Origin of the sequence: Metapseudomonas otitidis (genome assembly GCF_011397855.1) — a bacterium.
GTDB classification, from domain to species: domain Bacteria; phylum Pseudomonadota; class Gammaproteobacteria; order Pseudomonadales; family Pseudomonadaceae; genus Metapseudomonas; species Metapseudomonas otitidis.
Map to the genome: position 1 here is coordinate 2,561,056 of NZ_AP022642.1, position 18,749 is coordinate 2,579,804.

Genomic DNA, 18,749 nt, shown 5'->3' on the forward strand with positions numbered 1-18,749 from the left:
ATCCTGGAGATGTCACTGCCGCAGCTGCGCGGGTACCTGCGTGCTCTCAACGCCATCCGCCGTTCTGACGACCGCCTGAGCCTTTGCATCGCCCGCGCCGCCGGCGCGATTGATGAAGACTTCAAGGCCTTCATGAAATCCCTATAGAGGACCTCCCATGAGCAATGACATGTCGATTGGCATCGTCATCGGCGGAGCCGTGTCCGCTGCGCTTCGCAACAGCATCAAGGACGCTACCAAAAGCCTTGGCCAGCTCGGCAACGAGATCGAAGCCACCTCAAGGAAGGGGCAGTTGATCGACAGCTTCAACCAGGCCAAGGAGTCAGCCAAGGCGGCCAGCGCCGAGTTCTTCGCCAACAAGAAGCGCGTGGAGGATCTGAGCCGCGCCGTTGCAAGGGCCGGCCAGCCCATCAAGGCGCTGGACCTTGCGCTGGCCCAGGCGCAGCGTGCGCTGGAGCGCAGCAAGCGCTACATGGCGGCGCAGACCACACAGGTCAACACCTACCGCAAGGAACTCCAGGCCGCCGGGGTAGATGTCCGCAACCTGGCGAAGGAGCAGGAGCGTCTGGCAGGTGAGTCGGCGCGGCTGCAGCGCATCCAAAAAGCGCAGGCAAGCGCAGAAAGCTTTGCTGCCCGGCGCTCGGCTGTGCGCGGTGAAGGCCTTGGCTTGGCTGCCGAGGCGGCTACTGTGGGTTACGCAATTAAGTCAGCGGTGGAGCCAGCCGTAAGACTCGAAACTGCGCTCAAGTCTGTGGAAGCGCGGGTCAACTTCTCCACTCCGCAGGGCATCGTCAACTTGCGGACTCAGCTGGAGGCGTTGTCCGAAGAGACCGGCATCATGGTGCCGGACCTCGCTGAGGCGGCAGCTCTGGCGGGGCAGTTTGGTATCGCTGGCGATAAGGTCGCGGCGTTCGTGAAGCAGGCCACTCAGGTTGGGGTGGCTTTCAAAATGAGCACTGACCAAGCGACAGAATCCATAGCTACGCTGTCGACTGTGCTCGGTGTGCCAATCGAAAAAATCGGCACTTTGCTCGACGCGGTCAACCAGTTGTCCAACAACAGTCGTGCGAGCGAGGCACAGATTCTCGACGTGCTTGGTCGGGTCGGCGGTATCGGCCGGCAGTTCGGCTTGGCCAATAACCAGATCGCTGCGCTGGCCTCTACCTTCATCTCCCTGGGCAAATCGCCCGAGGTGGCTGCAACCGGCATCAACGCGCTGCTCAACAAGCTGCAGACCGCCGGCGTTCAGTCGGACGAGTTCAAGACCGAGCTGCAGAACCTGGTGGGCGATGTGGATGCGTTCACCCGCAGCATGGATGTGGACGCTCAGGCTGCTCTGGATAACTTCCTGGCACAGCTGGGCAAGCTAGATACCCGGGGTCAGGCAGAGGCCATCACCGTCCTCTTCGGGCAGGAGTACGCTGACGACATCAGCCTGCTCTCCGGGCGCCTTGACGAATACCGCCGGCAGTTGCGCGAGGTTGCCGACGAAACCAAGTACGCAGGAAGCGTGCAGCGTGAGTTCGAGCGGTTCAATTCAGGTGCCGCTGTTGAAGCGAAGAAAGCAGCTGCAGCTCTCAACAACGCGCTTTCCGAGCTAGGCGTAGTTGCCCTTCCTGTAATCACGAAGCTGGCCAAGCAGGTTGCCGAGTTTGGGAAGTGGCTGAAGTCAACTGGAGAGACTGGCCAGTCTGCTTTGATGGGGTTGGTCTATCTGCTCAGTGGTGGACTTTTGCTGAAGGGGCTGCGCTTCCTGGGGCGCCTCATCTTCACAGAGATAGGTGGCGCGTTCACTGCGGTTAACAAGGTCGCCACTAAGGTGATGGGGGAAGGAATCCTCTCTGTCGCTACCAAGACCTTCCGCCGGATCGGAACGGAGGCCCAGAGCAGCGCCACAATCGCGACGCGCGCCATGGGCGCTATCCAGGCCTCGGCTAGAGGCCTGACCTGGGCTCTAGGTCTGGTGGGCGCTGCGTTTGCTGGCTGGGAAATCGGCACATATCTGCGCAAGGAAGTGCTGTGGATCGAGCGCCTCGGTATCGCGCTCGCATCCCAACTACACGCAGGGTTCGTGCTGATCAGGGGCTATGCCGAAGAGTCGTTCGAGGGGCTGAAGTTCGCGCTGTCCAACCCCCTGGACTACATGCGGCTCAGGTTCGCGAACTTCGTCAAGGACCTGGCCACCCTGATCGCCAAGATCCCCACCTTTGGCGAGAGCGCTGCCAACGCATTGCGCTCAGCCGCTGATAGCGTGACAGGGAAACCGGCGACGCTCGACAACAAGGGCGGCAATAGAGAGAAGGGCCAGAGCCGATTTGGCGAGACGCCTGGGGCAATCGAGAGCTTCAGTGCTAGACAGGAGGCAATTCGCAAGAAAACTCAGGACGAAGTAAAGGCCATCAAGGATGGCTACTTCGAGCTGTGGGAGATGGCTGGGCAGAACGCCGACAAGACGAAGGAAGCCAATGCTGGAGCCGCCCAGGCACAGAAGGAGCTGGCCGACGCTACTGCAGCTTCACAAGAGAAGATGACCGCTGACGCTGCCGCCGGGACCAAGCAGCGAATTAGCCTGACCGACAAGGAAAAGGCTGCGCTTAAGAAGGCGGTGAAGGAACGCGATGCCCTGATGAAGGACATCAACGACCGGACCAAGAACATCATCGGTGAGAAAGGGCTGGCGCAAGCCACCTCGTTCAGCCAGGCCGGCGGGCTTACCGCCAAGGCTCGCCAGTCTCTGCAGAACAAGGATTACCTCCAGGCTCTGAAGTACGCCGATCAGGCCACCGAAGTGCTTGAGGAACTGCAGAAGAGCGGCGACCGAAACACGCTTGCTCTGGCTGGCCAGGCAAAGGCTGCCCAGCGTATCGCCGAGGAGGCCTATGCCGCTATCGATGCCGCCGGCAAGGCGGCTACCGAGAAGGTGGCCAAGGTTCCGGTCAAGCCAGTCATGGACGATGCTGCGGTCGAACAGGCGAAGGCAGCCGTCCAAGCCCTTGCGGAGACCTTGAGAAACAGCCTGGTCATTACCATCACGCCAATCGTCTCGATGCCCGACGGAGTCGCCAACCCAAGCCAACCCTTCTACAAGGACGGCTCCTCCTTCACGCAGTTTCCCAATCAGGGCTTCTCTGCAGGAGGCTTTACCGGGTTCGGGGGACGGCTTGAGCCGGCCGGCATAGTGCACCGAGGCGAGTACGTGATGCCGCAACCGGTTGTGAGAGAGCCAGGCGCGATCAGCGTTCTGTCGGCGATGCGGACACACGGCGTTTCGAGGGTGCTTGAGCAGGTGCGCAAGACCTGGCGCGGCTACGACGTTGGCGGGCTGGTTGGCGATTACACCGTAAGACCTATCCCACAGGTCAGCGGCATGAGCCCACAGGCCGCCAGCTTCCCCAACCTCGGCCTGCTGGAAATCAGCGTGGGCGGTGCGCCGCCGATCCGCACCTATGCCGAGCCGTCCATGGCGGAGCAGTTGCGCCGGACGGCGATGAAGTTCGGCAGACCCTAACCCCGCCCCGTGCGGGGTTTTCATTTTCTGGAGCACCTCATGAGTCGACCTGCAGTGATGCTGGCCGGAATCCCGATTGCGAGCGCATCCGGCCGGGCAGACACCGGCTACAGCACCGAAGGGGGATGGACGGATGTCCGCCTCTCCGGCGGCAAGCTGTACCGGATGACCCACTGGAGCAAAGAGTCCATACGGCTCAGCGGCTCCGGCTGGATGGGCCCGGGCTTCGCCGCCGTGGACTTCAGCCAGCCGCAGGAGCTGTGGCTGGCGGACCCCAAGTCAATGGCGGGGCGCACGGCGGCGGACCGGGTCTTCACCCTCACCAGCGACGTGCGGCCGGACTTCCCGCCGATTGGCCTCGCCCTGGTGGGCCGTGACTGGGAGCGCACCGGTGTTTCGCTGGCAGGCCGGGTGGCCACCCTGGACCCACTGCCCGGCGCAACGGCGTACCGCGTTCACTGGCTGCCCCGCTACCTGGTGTTCTGCAGCCCGCCGGAGGAGGCCATCACCGGCACCGCCGGCGGCGGCCAGTTCGATTGGCAGTTCACCGCGAGGGAGGTGTGATGCTGAACCAGTACCCACTCAACAGCACGCCCATCAACGCCCTGGCGGAGGAGGGCACGGCGCCGCCTGTGTACCTCACGGCCGGCTACGCCACGCGCTGGCGCCCCGTGGTCACCGTGGGCGGCGTGGACCTCACCGAGCGCATCGCCGGGGTGGTGGACGTGGACCGGGAGGAGGGTGCCGCCGGCATCGCCCAGTTCGACCTCTTCTTCGAGCCGGGCAGCGAGGTGCCGATTGATCTGGCCGATCAGGTGGTCACCATCGACTACGTGGCCGAGGTGGACGGGCAGACCGTGACCGGGCGCCTCTTCACCGGCGCCGTGGCTGAGCCCTCCTGGTCGCCCACCAACCGCATCATGTCGATCAGCTGCACCGACCGCCTGCAGCAGCGGGTGGAGGCGCTGACCCTGGCCCAGGTCGAGGCGCTGACCCCCGGCTTCTGGAGCGCCGACGTGTTCGAGCCGGTGGCCGGGCGCAGCCGCTGGGACTATGCGCAGGAACGCATGAGCACCCTAACTGCCAGCCTCGACTGCTCCGCCCAGGGCGAGCTGCGTGTCACCAGCTGGTACGCCACCGCCCCGGCCTTCGTGTTCGGCGACGGCACGGCGGTGTTCCAATCCATCTCCGTGGCGCTGGCCCAGCTGCGCGAGGCCACCAACCGCGCCGAGCTGGAGGTGAACTACCGCTACCAGCGCCTGTGGCAGTTGAACGAGAACTACAGCTGGCAGCATGTGGGCGAGCACGGCTTGACCGAAATCCAGGGCTTTTGCCAGTGGCGGACCTGGAGCACCGAGACGCCCAGCGTCGAGATGGTGGAGAGCGCCATCGAGGGCAGCGGGCAGGTGCTGATCGGCACCCCGCGCTACCAGCTGTTGCCGGCCAGCAGCGGCAACCCCTGCGGCGACGGCGTGCCGTGGATCAACACCAACTCCGCCGAGCAGCTGCTGCTGGCCGCCGACGTCACCGGCGGGCGGCGCTGGGCGCAGACCGTCACCGAGACCTACCGCATCACCCTGGCCACCGCCGCCGGGCTGGTGGAGGCCACCCGCGTGGTGAGCCGCGACAGCCTGTCGTTCGAGGTGGAGGACGAGCGCGTCAGCGACTGGGAGAACTCCCTGACCTCCGTGGCCCAGTCCGACCTCACCGGCCCGCCCAGCCTGCCCGTGGGCGTGCCGAGCGGCGGCTGGGCGTGGACCCCCAACGGCGGCCAGGTGGACGTGATCGACGAGGCTCGCCGCGTGAACGGCCTGCGGGTGGGCATACGGCGGGCGGTGGTCGAGCTGATCAGCGCCCACCGGCAGACCACCGTCAGCTGGGACGTCCCCACCAGCCTCGCCCTGGACGTGGATCTGGTGCACACCCTGGAGTTGGATGACCAGTACACCCGGGCGCGGGGAAAATGCCGGCGCGTGCAGCACCGCCTCGACATGGACAGCGGCGAGGCCATCACCACCCTGAGCATCGCCGTCATGCGCGGCGGCGGTGACAGCGACGCGCTGGTGGTGCCGGGCCGGCCCGACACCAGCGTGCCGCCCCTGAGCAGCACACCCGGCCCGCCGAATGCCGGGCGCCTGCCAACCCAGATCGGCGGTCGGCTCAACCACCCGCCGAACGCCTCCGGCCCAACCGATGGTGGGCCCGTGGAGCCCTACGACGACGAACTGGACGGGTTCGCCGGCAACTACTCCACCACCGACGACCTGACCGCCGAGCAGTTCCCGCGGCGATTCACCCTCACGGCCCGGGAGATCCCCGAGCTGTACCGCGACGAACTGACCCGCAGCACGGAAACCCTGCTGCGGGTGGGCATCCCCAACGACCTATTGGAGCTGTGAGATGAGCAACGAGAGCGACCGCCGCAGCAGTGGGGCGGCGAACGAGGCCGCCCGCCGCGCCTCGGGCGCCGCCAACGAAGCGGCCCGGCGGGCAAGCGGTGCCGCCAATGAGGCCGCCCGCCGCGCCAGCGGAGCAGCCAACGAGGCCGCGCGCCGAGGCGACAGCCAGCAGGTGCAGCGCGACCTCAACCGCCTGGTGCGGCCACCCATCCGCCGGCAGGAGCTGCGCACCGTGGCCGCACGCGGAGCAGCCCCGGCCGCACGCGGGCGCAGCGACTACGTGCCTCCAGCTGCTGGCCGTGGTGGTATCGCCAGCCCCCTCACCGAGCCGTCGTTCGCCGCCAGGGAATGGTGGGACGACGGCTGGAAGACGTCCGACGGCCTGTTCACCATCCCCATGCCCAAGAAGGTGGTCATGCGCGACGCCAACAACGCCGAGGTGGTGTTCGAGTACGCCAAACCGGGTACGGGGGCGACGCCATGACCGAGCGGCGTGTGCTGGTCTGGCCCTGGCATGGCCGGCTCACCGAGGGGCAGCTCCTACTGCCGAACGGGCAGAGCCGCCCCCATCCGATGCCGGACGACTCCACGTTCGCGGTGAGCAACCCCGGCGACACTCACCTGATCCGCGTGGAGGGCGTCCCGGCCATCACCCCAGAGGAGGCCGCCCAGGCGCCCGAGGGCGGGGAATACTGGGCTGGCCGCGCGCTGCTGAGCGGCACCGACCTCTACGGCCAGCGCCTGAGCGGCTGGATCTACCAGGCGCCCAGTGGCGGCAAATGGTGGGTGCGGCTGGAGAACCTGAGCATCGGCGCCAGCCTCACCCAGGGGCGGCTCCGCATCCGCCGTTTCGGCGTGGCCGGCGGCGATCCTGACGAGCACCTGCAGTATTTCACCCTGCCGGATGGGATTCCCTCGCCGGCTGATCGCGCCCGGGTGTTCGCTGACCTGCGCGCCGGTGCCAGCGAGCGCCTGCAGCTCCATTCGGTGAGCCCCACGGGGCAGCATGCCGTGCTGGCCCTGACCACGGCCAACAACATCGCCCTGCGCCCCCTCGACCAGCGCCCCCGGGCGTACCGGTTCTACCTGGCCAGTGTCACGGGGGAGGGGCAGGAGCTGCTGGTGGCCATCACTGCGCTGTACGGCATCGACGACATCGCCCCGGAGCCGATCACCACCCGGCCGGCCGGCTATGTGTCGCTGCAGTTCACCCAGGCCCCCACGGAGACCAGCCGGGTGCCCTACGAGGAGAACGGCCAGCTGGTCGGTTATGACGTCACCTACAGCCTGGATTCCCCCGGCAGCCTGGAGCCTGTCGGCTCATCAACCGAGTACACCACGCCCGGCACCTACACCGGTCAGTACCGCTGGATGCACGCCGTCGATTTCGACGGCGAGGTCCCGGTGCCTGTCTGGACCCAGGTGGACTACACCTGCGAGGTCGAGGCGCCCGCGTTCACCCGGGCAACGATTGAGCCACGGGTGCAGCGCGAGCGATTCGTGTCGATAGGCGGCCCTGAAGTGCTGGTGGACGGGCGCTACCGGAGCACCGGCGGCGGTGCCGCTCATGCGCAGATCAATGTCGTAGTCGGCGCCTGGTCCGTCAGCCTCCAGATGGAGGCCACCAGCGAACTGGACACCGGCATCCTGCGCTACGCGGTGGATAGCTGGCCAACCAGCCCCGTGACCAACACCTACACCCTCACCAGCGACCTGGGTGGGAGCAGCTACGCGGAGGCGGTACGGCCCGAGGGCATGCTGCCGAAGCTGGGTGCGATCCTCGGCGGAAACGGCACAACCCGTCAGCCGGAGATCGTCGTCTTGTACGGCCGCACGATCATCCTGCTCGACCTCTACAGCAACACGCTGGTGGGCGTGTGCGCCCAGGTCGGCGACGGCCCGCTGGTCCACGTCGGCGCCGCCACGCGGCTGACGTTCCAGTCCATGGCCGGGGAGTCCACCCCCAGCACCGCCAGCTACGGCAGCTACAACCCCGCCACGGGCCAGGCCGTGATCGGCGCCCTCAAACCCGTCAACTGGATATGACCATGCAACGACTGTTCAACAACTGGGCTACGACCCTGCAGGATCCGCTGCTGGCCACCGCCCCGGAGCTGCCCGTACCGCCGCCCATGGCCCAGCGCCTGCAGCTCGCAGCGGGCGAATTCTGCGACCTGACGCTGGACCCAGCCGGTCCAGCACCGGAGATCGTGCGAGTCACGGCCAGCAGTGGCGGTGTCCTGACGCTCGGCGGGCGAGGGCTGGAGGGCAGCGCCACGCCAACCAGTTGGCCCGCTGGCACGCGGGTGGTGCTCGCTGCTACGGCGCGCTACCTGGAGGCACTGCAGCAGCCCACAGGTGGGCAAGTGGCGGACCGGTTCATTACGGCCCCGGTCGGCGTCAGTACGGCCGTCACCGCCGACCTTGGCCTGGTGGTGCTGTCGTCCTCGTCCGAGGAGGAAACGGAGCTGGTATTCCAGGCCCCTGCCGTGGGGCGCATGCGCCGGCTCGACCTGCAGTTCTTCCCTGGGAGCAGCGCCGTGTTCCGCCTCAGCCTGACTGGCGGCGTGGTAGGCATCGTCAGCCTTGGCTCCGGGCTCACCGAAATTACCGGCGGCAGCGTGCGGATCAGCGGCCTGGCTGGGCCCGTGTTTGCGTCAGTGTTCCTGTACAACGACAGCACCTATGGCCCCGCGATGGACGTGATCAAGTACTACGCCGAGGAATCGCCAACGCCTCCAAGCGTTCCCAGCTGACCCGCCGACTCATCCCGCTCAACAGGAGTAGCCAGCCATGCAGCCGGCCCGCCTAGACCTGCCCGTCATCCCGGGCGCCACGCTCAACCAGCCCCTGCTGCTGATGCAGCCCGTCTACCAGTACCGCCCCATCACCGGCCTGGCCGGCACCGCCCCGGTGCGCCTGCAGGTGCCCGCCCACGGCCTGCCCGGGGACTGGCCGGTGTGGTGCGAGGGCGTGCCCAACTGGCCCGACCTCAATCAGGACAAGCTGCGCTCACCGGGCCGCCTGGCCCACATGGTGGACGCCGACACCCTGGAGTTCAACGACCTGTCCGGCCAGGGCCGCACCGCCGCCAGCGGCCTGCTGGTCTACCGCCTCCCGGTGGACCTGGCCGGCTGCGAGATCCGCGCCGAGATCCGGGGCGAGGGCGCCGCCCCCATCCTGCTGACCCAGGGCAACGGCGGCGTCCTGCTCCAGGGCCTCGGCCAGGTGCTGCTGATCCTCACCGCCGCGCAGACCGCCGCCATCACCTGGGCTCGCGGCGAGTGGGACCTGACCATCACCCACCCCGACGGCACCGTGAACCGCTGGGTAGCCGGTCCGGTGCTGGTGAACAGCGGAGGAGGGTGCGCCCATGGCTGCTGATGCCCCGTCCGTCGTTGCCCTGGCCCAGCCCGTGGCTGTGGTGGTGGAGCCGGCCCGCGTGGCGGGGGTGGCCATCGCCGCCGGTGGCCAAGGCCCGCCGGGCCGTGACGGCGCCCCGGGTGGCACCACCTTTGAGTGGTCCCAGGACATCCCGCTCGCCGTGTGGACCGTACCCCACAACCTGGGCCGGTACCCCAGCGTCACCGTCGTCGACCACCTCGGCAACCGGGTAGAGCCCGACATCACCTACATCGACCAGGACATCGTCCAGATCACCCACGGGCGGCCGGAGATCGGCAAAGCCTATTTCAACTAGGAGCACCCCATGAAGTTCACCAACACCATCGACGCCAACGGGTTCAAGGTCACCGGCATGGCCGATGGCACCAACCCGCAGGACGCAGTCACCAAGGCCCAGCTTGACGCGGCCGTGCAGGGCTATTCCTGGAAGACCCCAGTGCGCGCGGCCACTACAGCAAACGTCACCCTGTCCGGTACCCAGACCATCGACGGCGTGGCCCTGGTGGTCGGTGACCGCGTGCTGGTGAAGAACCAGAGCACCGCCTCCGGCAACGGCATCTACCTGGTGGCCTCGGGCAGCTGGACCCGCACCACGGATTTCGATGCCGGCAGCAAGGTGCTGGGCGCAGCTGTGTTCGTCAGCGAGGGCGCAACTCAGGGCAACCAACAATGGAAAATGACCACCGACGCGCCCATCACCATCGGCACCACTGCCCTGGTATGGGAGCAGGTCGGCGGCGGCCAGAGCTATACCGCCGGCAACGGCATCACCATCACCGGCGCCGTGATCGCGGTGGATACCGGCGTGGTCGCCCGCAAGGCCTCCGCTACCATCGGTGACGGCACCGCCACCACCATCACCGTGACCCACAACCTCAACACCCAGGACGTGGCCGTGAGCGTGCGCGAGGCATCCACCAATGCCGGTGTGATCGCTGACTGGGTGGCAAACGGTGTGAACACGATCCAGTTGACGTTCGGCGTGGCGCCGACCTCTGGGCAGTACCGCGTGACGGTGGCGGGCTGATGAAGCACGTAGGCGCGCGGACGGACCCGCTAGACATCGCCTGTCAGGTTCAGTTGCCTAGGGCAAACCTGCTGGTAAACAGCGAATTCCTGATCAATCAACGCGCATTCTCGGGTGGCGCCCTGGCTGCCGGCAGCTATGGGCATGATCGATGGGGCGCCTACAACGGCGGCGCAAACTACAGCGTATCGGGCGGAGTGGTCACCCTCGCGTCTGGCACGCTCTGCCAGGTGATCGAATCGGCGGGGCTGAGCGGTCAACAGGTCACCGTCTCAGTGGAGGACCCGACCGGCCCGCTCACCGTAACGCTCGGCACCGGCAGCAGCTCGGTAACAGGAACGATCTCGACCGGCACCGGCCGGAGAGGTGTCACCCTGACCGTTCCAGCCGCCGCTTTGACCGGTGACCTCAACGTGAGGCTATCTGGTGCGTTGTCGTTCAAACGACCGAAGGTCGAAGTTGGGGGCGTGGCCACCGCATGGCTGCCTGTCCCGCTGCGAGAGACCCAGGCCGCCTGCTATCGCTACTACTACCAGTTGGCTGGCGCAGACAGTGCAGGCGCCGCGTTTGCGCCTGGTGGTTCCTCCAACAACTCCCTGACGATGAAGGCTCCAATTCCGGTGCGCATGCGCGCCGTACCCGCAGTCTCGACAAATCTCACGTACTCCTCGTACGTCGCTGGGCCTGTTGGTTCCAACCAATGGAGCCTGGCGGCAGCGGGAGTCGCGTTCACGTCATTTTCAGGGACGCCCAACTTGTTGTTGGAGGCGTCGCCCCAGGTTCTCACCCTCTACATCTACGGCGCGACCGCCAGCCCGGCCCCGAACCAGTTCGGGCTCGGCTCCTCAATGTGGATACGTGCCGACGCGGAGCTGCCATGTACAGACTGATTGCACATCCGGACGGCACCACGTCGTCCAGCACGATCCTTCGCGTTGAGGATGGGGCCGTCATCCCGCGTGGGCATCGTTGGTGGGATGAATACGAGCGCTGGCTGGCCCAGGGCAACAAACCCGAGGCGGCCGAGCCTGCTCAGGAGGAGACCGAGGAGCAACTGATTGACCGCCTCACGCGCGCGGTACAGGGCTACATGGACAGCGTGGCCCAGCAGCGCAACTACGACAGCGTGCTGAGCCTCTGCACCTATGCCACCAGCACCGTGCCCCGGTTCCAGGCCGAGGGCCAGGCCGGCGTGCTGTGGCGTGATGCCTGCTGGCAGCTGGGCTACGACCTCATCGCCCGGGTGCGCGCCGGCGAGGCGCCCATCCCCACCGAGGCCGAGCTGCTGGCCATGCTGCCGCCCATGAACTGGCCAACCACCGAAGCTGACTGAGCCCCGCCCATCGCGGGGCTTCTTCTTTCTGGAGCACCACCCATGCAGATCACCGAGCAGCAGCTGCTGCAGATCCTCCCGAACGCCCGCCGCCAAGCGGGCGTTTTCGTTTCCTCCATCAACCGAGCGGCGGCCCGGTACGACATCACCAGCCGCGTGCGTCTCTGCGCATTCCTGGCCCAGGCTGGGCACGAGAGCGCCGAGCTGACCCGGCTGGTGGAGAACCTCAACTACGGCGCCGCAGGCCTGGCCAATACCTGGCCGGCACGGTTCGCCCTGGACCCTGCCGCGCGCCCGCGCCAACCGAATGGCCTGGCCCAGAGCCTGGAGCGCCAGCCCGAGGCCATCGCCAATGCGGTCTACGGCAATCGGATGGGCAACGGGCCGGCCGCCTCCGGCGACGGCTGGCGGTACCGGGGCCGGGGGCTGTTCCAAATCACCGGCCGCGCGCAGTACCAGCGGTGCGGTAGTGCACTAGGCCTGCCCCTGGTGGTGCAGCCCGAGCTGCTCGAACGGCCAGAGCATGCGGCGATGTCGGCGGCGTGGTTCTGGGATGACAACGGTCTCAACGCCCTGGCTGACGCCGGCCGGTTCGACGACATCACCCAGCGCATCAACGGCGGGCAGAACGGCCGCGCCGAGCGGCGCCTGCTGTGGGACCGCGCCCGGGCGGTGCTGGCATGAGCGCCGTGATCCCGCTGCGCCTGGTGCTGGCCGGCGTGGCGCTGCTGCTGGCCGCTGCCGGTGGCGCCTGGCTGGCTGCCCAGCACTATCGTCCGCTGCTGGACGAGGCGCAGGCCGGGGCAGTGCGGTGCCAGCAGGCCCGCCAGGATCTGGAGAGCGCCGTGGGCGAGCAGAACGCCAGGGTAGCCCAGTTGCGCGCCGAGGCCGAGCAGCGGCAGCAGGCCGCCGCGCAGGCCCAGCAGCAGGCGCGCCAGGCCGCTGCCGGCGACTACGCCGCCGCCCAGCGCCTGCAGCAGGAGCGGATCGGCGGCGACCAGTGCGCCGCGGCCGAGGCAGTGATCAACCGGGAGCTGGGTCTATGAGGCTGGGAATCGTGGTGGTGGGAATTGGTTGCGCGCTGGCGGGGTGCGCCGGCCGGCAGGGCGCCGAGCTGCACATTGTGCGCGTAGAGGTCCCGGTGGAGGTGCCGTGCCGGGTTGAGGAGGTGGCCGTGCCGCCCTGGGCAGCATCGACGCTGCGAGCGGGCGACTCGCTGGAGGTGAAGGTGCGTGCGCTGCTGGCGGAGCGCCGGCAGCGGATCGGGTATGAGCGGGAACTGGTGGCGGCGTCGAATGCGTGTCGCTAAGTCACAGGCAGTGGAAGCGAAGCGGATCCATACTGAAACGACTATCAGCCGAGAGGGAGGCAGTTGGGGCGATCATGGGCTACGAGCCGATTTCATGTTCCGACGCAGTCAATGATTCGGACGTTATGGATGCGATAAAGCAGACGTTGGCGATTCTCTATACAGACAGCACTGGGGTGATAACGGAGGTCAGTTCGACGCTTTGCTTGATGCTTGCCTACAACGCCCGGCAGCTCTGCGGTTACCACTGCAGCCAGTTACTCGTGCGGGGTGAAGAGAAAGCAACCTTCAGAAATTTGCTGGGTAATTTCCCCATCACCGAGAAAAGGCAGGGGTATGTTCAAGCAGTGCGGGGCGATTCGAGTCTGATCTGGCTGGACGTTACCTGTATCCCGTTAATCAGCCTTGAGGGCTCCCATCACAAGACCTTGTCGATTATCAAGGATGGCACCTCCTTCATGAAGCAGCACCGCCAACTGCAGAACTTCATGCGCGCCAATCTCGATAAGCTGTAGGACCACGCAAAATGCCTGCTGCTTCCTGCTTGAGAGGGAACGTAGGAGACGTGGGAGAGTGCCGGCAGCTAATCTGCTACGAGAGGGAGCTGGTGGCGGCGTGTGTGCGTGTCGCTAAGTTACAGGCAGTTGAAGCGAGGCATGCCCACGATAAACCTCCGTCTCAACGATCATTGGCTTGTGTTGAAAACTATCTTGAGCAGGCCGGTCTCTTATTTCAAGACGAATATGGAAATGGTGTTTTGATATAAGCCTTCTCTATTTGGAGAGTTCTAGTTATTTTCTTTTTCGAAAATATATTTTTTAAATTTGTGGCTTTGTGCGGCTGACCCTGTATGCTGGTGTAGCTGCCTGCTCAGTTTAGCGGCACCGCCCAGGTGCTTGCACGTTATTAGCTATCTTCTCGGTCCCCTATTCTTCGCAATCAGTCTGCTCTATGTCTTTGTGTCTATTTATAGTCGCGGAGGGTGTATGTTTTTACGTCAAGTCGGAGTGGTTCTTTGGTTTAGTGCTGATAAGGGTTTCGGTTTTATATCTTGCCAAGAGGGGCCGGATATCTTTGTTCATTACAAGCAGATCAAAGGGGAGGGTTATAAGACGTTGACAGAAGGTCAGCGCGTATCTTTTTTGATCGGTAATGGAGCGAGAGGGATTCATGCGGAAGATGTTCTAACTATCGAGTAATGAGCCGTGAGAGCGGAGCGCCATTGGATTTTTGAAGCTGTTCCGTATGCCAATGTCCTTGGAGTCAACTGCGGTATGTAGGCTGGAAGGGAGGCCGTGCGCAGTTGTTAAGGCTTTGGTCAGATATTTGACCTTGCCAATAAATAAGTGTTGGGGGTGATTGTGGATACTGTGAGTTGGTGCCAGATAAATTTGGGGGTCGGAAACGCCATATACAGAAAGATAAAAGGCCTACGTATGAGGCAGCGAGCACTGATGCCTGAGTCGAAAGAGCCTTTTCGTATTGGGATTCATCGAGTCTCTGGGGGGAGTCATATGTTTTTCCCGCCAGATTCTGCAAGGCTTGCAGCACTTTTAGGTGCCGCACCCTGCGAGCCGCCAGGCGCCGAGTATCTTATGCTGCCACCGTTGCCTTGGGGCGCAGCCGATAAATGAAAACCCAGCCTAGGCTGGGTCTCGAGACTTTAACCCCGCTATTTAATCAACGGGTTGTTCCTTTGGGTTGGGCTGCCTTGTATTGCTGTTCCTGAGGGGCGGGCTTGGCCTTTTCGGCATCTTGCCCTTTCTCATGCTGGCCAACTTTCTCCTTGGCATCCGCTTTGTCCTGATTCACTTTCCCATTGCCTTGATCTTGCATTTGGCTTTTCATTTTGTTTCTCCGTTTGTGAGATTTCAGACTATCCCCTCTTGATTGATATAAGTAGCTAAAGCTGACGGGTGGTTGATTATTTTAATTTATGATATCAAGGGGGTGGCTATTGGTGGGTGGCCTGTTGTTCCATTGAAGCTGCCGACTATTTCGTTCTCTATGTAGGGCAGAAATTTGTTCAGTTCTTCTAGGCTCACAAATACTGCTTCGAGCTTTAGTCCTACATAAACGCAAAATAATGAGTCGTAACCATTTGCGCGGATGCGATTAGGTATGTCGTCACCCCAAATTTGACCAACACTTATTCTTGAGTCTTTCATGCTTTCTCTCCTTCTGTAGAAAGTCAGCATGACACATAAGCTGATTTGGATTTTGGATATTTTGCTTATTTTTAGCCGGCCTAGTTCTTGGGGGCTTGAATCCAGACAAAGTGGCTGAAGTAAATATTTGGGGGGAATGCTCACGCCCAGTGTGGCAGCCACCTCCAGCGCACCGGCGCTAGCCTGGCGCTTGCCACGAGTGGCAGCACCATCTGCACCTGGGTGGTGGGCGCGACGTTGTAGCGAGGCTCCGCCTGGGCCGGCGGCTCGCTGTGGATGTTTAGCAGGTGGTGGATCTCGCTCCAGGACATGGCCTGAACGACTCGGCCGCACATGGTTGGTACCTGTGGGGTTTGGGCTGTTAGAGGGTAGACAAAAGGAGTGGGAGAGGGTGCCCAGAACGGGCGGGGAGGGAGGAAAACCGGTCCAAGAACTCGGAGCCGGTATTCAGTAATGACGCGGGTTACATAGCACTAGGTATCGAGTCGATTTTGGGACTGATATGGCTGCCAAAGGCGCCAAATTCCTGCAATCATGTGGCGGACTTGAAAACCGCCGACGGGAAACTGTCCGTGAGTTCGAATCTCACCGCTTCCGCCATATTCAAAGCCCTGATTTATCAGGGCTTTTTCATTTTTGGTCGGCGGTATTCGCTGTGCGTTGCCGTCAGTTTCCGGCTCGGTGTTCCGAAACTCTGACTATTTCGAGGGCTTGGCGATGGCCCCGACCCTGCGATAGACGCGCTCCGTCAGCTCCTCTTCAGTGTGCCCAAGAAGCCGGCTCGCGTCCTTCGGGGCGGTGATCTCGCTGGCCGCCTTGGGCGGATGTCCCGGAACTGGAGCTGGGCAATACGCGCCGCCAACTGTTCGTCACTTGCCTGGGCGATCTCCTTCCTGGCCAGATCCCTGGCCTCATTCCTGCGGCGGCGGAGCATGGGAGCGGTCAACCGACGGCCACGAAGTCGACGTCCTCCCAGGCCGCGCAAGCGCCTCGCTTACACGCGGGCCGCTCGACGAGATTCAGCTCCGCCTGGCGATGGGTGGGCTCATCCCGCGGCTCAGTAAGTCGCGGGCTCAGCTGTCGCGGGGCATGGCCCTGGCCGGCGCTGCTTGCCACCGTACGGCGACCCTCCTTGGCCCAACGCTAAAGCGTATATCGGCCCGAGGGCAGGGATACGCTGACCTTGGGCTTTGCTTCCTCTTTGCCTTAGCCTTTGCACACCTCCTGATTACGAATACGTAACCCTTTTCCTTATCCGGTTTTGCAATCGCAATGCGGTCATGACCGAGTTGCACCAGCCTGGTGCCCTCGGGTTGGGGCCTGCCCTGCCGCTCCGAGGGGGCGCAGATGATCTCCTCAGGGAGCGGACATGAGTATGAAGCGTGAATGCCTGTGCGGCGGTGCGCAGGGCATGACGCACTTCGAGGGCGCGCCCTTGAGGTGAGCTACCAGGACCTGAAGCGCGCAGTGCCCGGTCTGGCCGGGCGAGTGCTACGAGGTGGAATTCGATGCGGACAGCGCCCTGCGCTACGCCAAGGCGGGCGATGAGCTGATCGAAGAGGCGCACCTGGCGGAGGCCGAGGACATGAAGTATATGCGCAAGCGCCTGAACAGGACGCAGAAGCAGATGGTGGCCATCGCTGGTGGTAGTCACAACGCGTTCTCGCGCTACGAGCCGGGCGGAGGTGGAACCGCCTCGGGCGCTGTGGGTGCTGCTGGACCGCAACCCCAGTCTGATCCTGCAGGTGGATCAGATAGCCGCAGAGGGGGGTGAAGCTCGACCACCTGGTGGCGGAGAGGGCAAGGCCCGGTTGGATTATTGAGAGAGGCGCCGGGAGGCGCCTTTTATTGGATGGTTATTCCATGAGCTTCTGCAGAGCGTCTGCATGGTGCTGAAGTGGCAAAATTTAGATTTTAGTTACCAGTGACCATCTTGCGCTCGGGCCGTTCCCATTTCTGACTGCGTAGCTTGCCTTCCTTAGGAATGCGCTGGTGTGTGGGCCGTTTTTATGTCCAAGAAGCTCTGTTATGTTTTCATTTGAGGCTTCTTTGAATTCGACAAGATAATCGAATAGCTTGACGTGTTTGCTGGATGTTTTGCTGATTTTTATTGGGTTGTTCGCTTTGAAATAACTTGCCCATGTTGGCTTGAATCGTACAAAGATCCCCTTATTCGTCCCGCAAAGCTCAAGCTCATTGTGTCTCTGTACGGAGTTTTTGATTGCTGGCCAAGCGTCGCCTTCTAATCCGTCAATTCGCTTTGCTATATCGATTACATCCATGTAGCCGATCCTATAGAGGCTGTTGAATATAATTAGGTCGACAAGGCTGAATTTTTCGCTTGAGCCTTGAACTCTTACGAATATTTCTGGAATTATAGCTTTTGCAGAAAGCGCTACTTCTACAGTGTCGTAGATTTCTCTGAAGATGGGGAATTCGCGGCCGTACGCAAGTGATCCATAGCTCATGCGCTTTACTCCCATCCCGGCACGGTCCACTAACTGAAAGTTCATCAGAAGCTTGGCGAGTGCTTTGTTCCTGTGTCGAGGTTGGTGAGTATTTATGTTCTCGGCAGTGACTCCGCCATAGAATACTCCGGGGTTTGTTACCAGCATTCGCTCGAAGTTGTAGTCTACAACTACCATTCCCTCAATCGAATAGTCTCGATGAACTAACGCGTTCATGAAGCATTCATGGAAGGCGGCGCCGTCTAAGAGGTTGCATGTGTATGTTTTGCCGGAATAAGTTAGTGGGATTTCAGAGTTGCAGTTGTTGAAGTGTCGTTTTGTGCGCTGAATGGTGTTCCAAAGATTGTCGTCCCATACTTCGTTAAGTAGAAGCTCGCCTGTGCTGTTGCGCCAGGTAAAGCGATACTCATAACTGCCTAGCCACTTGAGAATATCAGATGGCTTGCCAAGAAATAGTAAGCCTGATTTTGTCACCGCTCCATTCGTTGTAGCGCCTATGGCCTCCAAGAAAGCATCTTTTGATGGAAGATTGCCGTCTGGATATTTCTTTCTGCCGCAATAGTCTAAATACGCAGCGTCCACAGCGGACTCTTCTAGCGAGTCGACGTGGAGCTGATTCATAATTTCTGCGGTCCAGTCATAATTTACGAGTCCGGACACAGCCAGTCGTATTTCTTCGGGAGCCATAGGCCTACTTGATCTTCCGTCACGAATACAGGTTTTGCCACTTGATGTAGATACAAGTGTGTCTCTTCGTGTGGGAATGTGTAAGGCTAAAAAGCTCTTATCCTCATAATCAATATACTGGGCTTTAATATCGATTTGAGGTTTAATTTTTCCTTTGATTCGCTGCTCAATCTGGAGCAGATCTGCGCGCTCAAATCCAACAAGCTGGGTTTCCCATTGCTGTGATTTGACGTTGCTTCCATCTCTGATTCCAATAATTATAACGCCACCTTTATGGTTGGCGAGTGCAGAGACCTCCTCTGCCAGCTCTTTAGAGCCGTGCAGTGAGGGCAAACTACTAAATTCCTTGAATTCTATTTCTTCATTCTCTATGAGTTCGCTGTCTACGACCTTGCAGCTTTCAATAATTTGCTTAAGCTCGTCTTCGCTCTTCATGAACATTGTT

The 18,749-nt window shown here is 62.5% G+C and carries 22 protein-coding genes; 18 read left to right on the plus strand and 4 right to left on the minus strand.

The genetic code is table 11. The annotated features are described in order from the left end of the window. Nucleotides 1-9 precede the first annotated feature (9 nt). From PotMrB4_RS11815 to PotMrB4_RS11895, 17 genes are all read left to right on the plus strand, one after another. Complete coding sequence (locus tag PotMrB4_RS11815) at nt 10-147, plus strand: hypothetical protein (protein WP_160480340.1); 138 nt, start codon at nt 10-12, stop codon at nt 145-147. A gap of 10 nt (nt 148-157) precedes the next feature. Continuing rightward, nucleotides 158-3,508 (plus strand): phage tail tape measure protein, encoded by a 3,351-nt coding sequence (locus PotMrB4_RS11820; protein WP_172433365.1) that lies wholly within the window; start codon nt 158-160, stop codon nt 3,506-3,508. A gap of 39 nt (nt 3,509-3,547) precedes the next feature. Then, nucleotides 3,548-4,072: a hypothetical protein gene (locus PotMrB4_RS11825; protein ID WP_074968243.1), complete on the plus strand. Its 525-nt coding sequence runs from the start codon at nt 3,548-3,550 to the stop codon at nt 4,070-4,072. Next, nucleotides 4,072-5,907, plus strand: a complete 1,836-nt coding sequence (locus PotMrB4_RS11830; RefSeq protein WP_172433366.1) for a hypothetical protein — start codon at nt 4,072-4,074, stop codon at nt 5,905-5,907. The genes PotMrB4_RS11825 and PotMrB4_RS11830 overlap by 1 nt, the downstream gene beginning before the upstream one ends. Nucleotide 5,908: 1 nt before the next feature. Then, entirely contained in the window at nt 5,909-6,391 is a 483-nt protein-coding gene (locus PotMrB4_RS11835) for a hypothetical protein (RefSeq protein WP_172433367.1), read from the plus strand. Next, a complete protein-coding gene (locus PotMrB4_RS11840) occupies nt 6,388-7,953 on the plus strand; it encodes a hypothetical protein (RefSeq protein ID WP_172433368.1) in 1,566 nt (521 codons plus the stop codon). Before PotMrB4_RS11835 ends, PotMrB4_RS11840 begins: the two co-directional genes overlap by 4 nt. Nucleotides 7,954-7,955: 2 nt before the next feature. Continuing rightward, complete coding sequence (locus PotMrB4_RS11845; RefSeq protein WP_172433369.1) at nt 7,956-8,663, plus strand: hypothetical protein; 708 nt, start codon at nt 7,956-7,958, stop codon at nt 8,661-8,663. A gap of 37 nt (nt 8,664-8,700) precedes the next feature. Beyond that, nucleotides 8,701-9,291 carry a hypothetical protein gene (locus PotMrB4_RS11850; protein WP_172433370.1) on the plus strand — a complete coding sequence of 197 codons (591 nt, stop codon included), beginning with the start codon at nt 8,701-8,703 and terminating at the stop codon, nt 9,289-9,291. Next, nucleotides 9,281-9,607: a hypothetical protein gene (locus PotMrB4_RS11855; protein ID WP_172433371.1), complete on the plus strand. Its 327-nt coding sequence runs from the start codon at nt 9,281-9,283 to the stop codon at nt 9,605-9,607. Before PotMrB4_RS11850 ends, PotMrB4_RS11855 begins: the two co-directional genes overlap by 11 nt. A gap of 9 nt (nt 9,608-9,616) precedes the next feature. Then, nucleotides 9,617-10,339, plus strand: coding sequence for a head decoration protein (locus PotMrB4_RS11860; RefSeq protein WP_172433372.1), 723 nt, complete (start codon nt 9,617-9,619; stop codon nt 10,337-10,339). After that, nucleotides 10,339-11,229 (plus strand): hypothetical protein, encoded by an 891-nt coding sequence (locus tag PotMrB4_RS11865; protein ID WP_172433373.1) that lies wholly within the window; start codon nt 10,339-10,341, stop codon nt 11,227-11,229. The genes PotMrB4_RS11860 and PotMrB4_RS11865 overlap by 1 nt, the downstream gene beginning before the upstream one ends. Continuing rightward, complete coding sequence (locus tag PotMrB4_RS11870) at nt 11,217-11,672, plus strand: hypothetical protein (protein WP_172433374.1); 456 nt, start codon at nt 11,217-11,219, stop codon at nt 11,670-11,672. Before PotMrB4_RS11865 ends, PotMrB4_RS11870 begins: the two co-directional genes overlap by 13 nt. 42 nt (nt 11,673-11,714) lie before the next feature. Then, nucleotides 11,715-12,356, plus strand: a complete 642-nt coding sequence (locus PotMrB4_RS11875; RefSeq protein WP_172433375.1) for a glycoside hydrolase family 19 protein — start codon at nt 11,715-11,717, stop codon at nt 12,354-12,356. Next, the gene (locus PotMrB4_RS11880; protein WP_172433376.1) at nt 12,353-12,718 is read left to right on the plus strand and encodes a hypothetical protein; all 366 of its coding nucleotides are present in this window, start codon (nt 12,353-12,355) and stop codon (nt 12,716-12,718) included. Before PotMrB4_RS11875 ends, PotMrB4_RS11880 begins: the two co-directional genes overlap by 4 nt. Next, nucleotides 12,715-12,981, plus strand: coding sequence for a hypothetical protein (locus PotMrB4_RS11885; protein ID WP_172433377.1), 267 nt, complete (start codon nt 12,715-12,717; stop codon nt 12,979-12,981). The genes PotMrB4_RS11880 and PotMrB4_RS11885 overlap by 4 nt, the downstream gene beginning before the upstream one ends. Before the next feature lie 74 nt (nt 12,982-13,055). After that, entirely contained in the window at nt 13,056-13,496 is a 441-nt protein-coding gene (locus PotMrB4_RS11890; protein WP_172433378.1) for a PAS domain-containing protein, read from the plus strand. Nucleotides 13,497-13,967: 471 nt separating this feature from the next. Next, nucleotides 13,968-14,180, plus strand: a complete 213-nt coding sequence (locus PotMrB4_RS11895; protein ID WP_172433379.1) for a cold shock domain-containing protein — start codon at nt 13,968-13,970, stop codon at nt 14,178-14,180. A gap of 481 nt (nt 14,181-14,661) precedes the next feature. On the opposite strand, the gene PotMrB4_RS11900 is transcribed toward PotMrB4_RS11895, so the two are convergent. The 3 genes from PotMrB4_RS11900 to PotMrB4_RS11910 form a co-directional block, all read right to left on the minus strand. Then, nucleotides 14,662-14,829 (minus strand): hypothetical protein, encoded by a 168-nt coding sequence (locus PotMrB4_RS11900; RefSeq protein ID WP_172433380.1) that lies wholly within the window; start codon nt 14,827-14,829, stop codon nt 14,662-14,664. Between the two features lie 86 nt (nt 14,830-14,915). Further along, nucleotides 14,916-15,149, minus strand: a complete 234-nt coding sequence (locus PotMrB4_RS11905) for a hypothetical protein (RefSeq protein ID WP_142010449.1) — start codon at nt 15,147-15,149, stop codon at nt 14,916-14,918. 140 nt (nt 15,150-15,289) lie between these two features. Next, nucleotides 15,290-15,484: an SOS response-associated peptidase family protein gene (locus PotMrB4_RS11910; RefSeq protein ID WP_172433381.1), complete on the minus strand. Its 195-nt coding sequence runs from the start codon at nt 15,482-15,484 to the stop codon at nt 15,290-15,292. A 1,163-nt stretch (nt 15,485-16,647) separates the two neighbouring features. Between PotMrB4_RS11910 and PotMrB4_RS11915 the strand changes: the two genes are divergently transcribed. Further along, entirely contained in the window at nt 16,648-16,923 is a 276-nt protein-coding gene (locus PotMrB4_RS11915; RefSeq protein ID WP_172433382.1) for a type II toxin-antitoxin system MqsA family antitoxin, read from the plus strand. A 133-nt stretch (nt 16,924-17,056) separates the two neighbouring features. Here PotMrB4_RS11915 and PotMrB4_RS11920 read toward each other — a convergent pair whose 3' ends face one another. Beyond that, nucleotides 17,057-18,745 carry an RNA-binding domain-containing protein gene (locus PotMrB4_RS11920; protein WP_172433383.1) on the minus strand — a complete coding sequence of 563 codons (1,689 nt, stop codon included), beginning with the start codon at nt 18,743-18,745 and terminating at the stop codon, nt 17,057-17,059. Nucleotides 18,746-18,749: the final 4 nt, after the last annotated feature.

Coding starts and splice junctions, on each gene's coding strand:
- PotMrB4_RS11920 (WP_172433383.1), bottom strand. CDS start 18,745: ATGTTCATGAAGAGCGAAGACGAGCTTAAGCAAATTATTGAAAGCTGC.
- PotMrB4_RS11815 (WP_160480340.1), top strand. CDS start 10: ATGTCACTGCCGCAGCTGCGCGGGTACCTGCGTGCTCTCAACGCCATC.
- PotMrB4_RS11850 (WP_172433370.1), top strand. CDS start 8,701: ATGCAGCCGGCCCGCCTAGACCTGCCCGTCATCCCGGGCGCCACGCTC.
- PotMrB4_RS11895 (WP_172433379.1), top strand. CDS start 13,968: ATGTTTTTACGTCAAGTCGGAGTGGTTCTTTGGTTTAGTGCTGATAAG.
- PotMrB4_RS11905 (WP_142010449.1), bottom strand. CDS start 15,149: ATGAAAGACTCAAGAATAAGTGTTGGTCAAATTTGGGGTGACGACATA.
- PotMrB4_RS11830 (WP_172433366.1), top strand. CDS start 4,072: ATGCTGAACCAGTACCCACTCAACAGCACGCCCATCAACGCCCTGGCG.
- PotMrB4_RS11890 (WP_172433378.1), top strand. CDS start 13,056: ATGGGCTACGAGCCGATTTCATGTTCCGACGCAGTCAATGATTCGGAC.
- PotMrB4_RS11880 (WP_172433376.1), top strand. CDS start 12,353: ATGAGCGCCGTGATCCCGCTGCGCCTGGTGCTGGCCGGCGTGGCGCTG.
- PotMrB4_RS11845 (WP_172433369.1), top strand. CDS start 7,956: ATGCAACGACTGTTCAACAACTGGGCTACGACCCTGCAGGATCCGCTG.
- PotMrB4_RS11835 (WP_172433367.1), top strand. CDS start 5,909: ATGAGCAACGAGAGCGACCGCCGCAGCAGTGGGGCGGCGAACGAGGCC.
- PotMrB4_RS11885 (WP_172433377.1), top strand. CDS start 12,715: ATGAGGCTGGGAATCGTGGTGGTGGGAATTGGTTGCGCGCTGGCGGGG.
- PotMrB4_RS11910 (WP_172433381.1), bottom strand. CDS start 15,484: ATGTGCGGCCGAGTCGTTCAGGCCATGTCCTGGAGCGAGATCCACCAC.
- PotMrB4_RS11875 (WP_172433375.1), top strand. CDS start 11,715: ATGCAGATCACCGAGCAGCAGCTGCTGCAGATCCTCCCGAACGCCCGC.
- PotMrB4_RS11865 (WP_172433373.1), top strand. CDS start 10,339: ATGAAGCACGTAGGCGCGCGGACGGACCCGCTAGACATCGCCTGTCAG.
- PotMrB4_RS11840 (WP_172433368.1), top strand. CDS start 6,388: ATGACCGAGCGGCGTGTGCTGGTCTGGCCCTGGCATGGCCGGCTCACC.
- PotMrB4_RS11870 (WP_172433374.1), top strand. CDS start 11,217: ATGTACAGACTGATTGCACATCCGGACGGCACCACGTCGTCCAGCACG.
- PotMrB4_RS11855 (WP_172433371.1), top strand. CDS start 9,281: ATGGCTGCTGATGCCCCGTCCGTCGTTGCCCTGGCCCAGCCCGTGGCT.
- PotMrB4_RS11860 (WP_172433372.1), top strand. CDS start 9,617: ATGAAGTTCACCAACACCATCGACGCCAACGGGTTCAAGGTCACCGGC.
- PotMrB4_RS11825 (WP_074968243.1), top strand. CDS start 3,548: ATGAGTCGACCTGCAGTGATGCTGGCCGGAATCCCGATTGCGAGCGCA.
- PotMrB4_RS11900 (WP_172433380.1), bottom strand. CDS start 14,829: ATGAAAAGCCAAATGCAAGATCAAGGCAATGGGAAAGTGAATCAGGAC.
- PotMrB4_RS11820 (WP_172433365.1), top strand. CDS start 158: ATGAGCAATGACATGTCGATTGGCATCGTCATCGGCGGAGCCGTGTCC.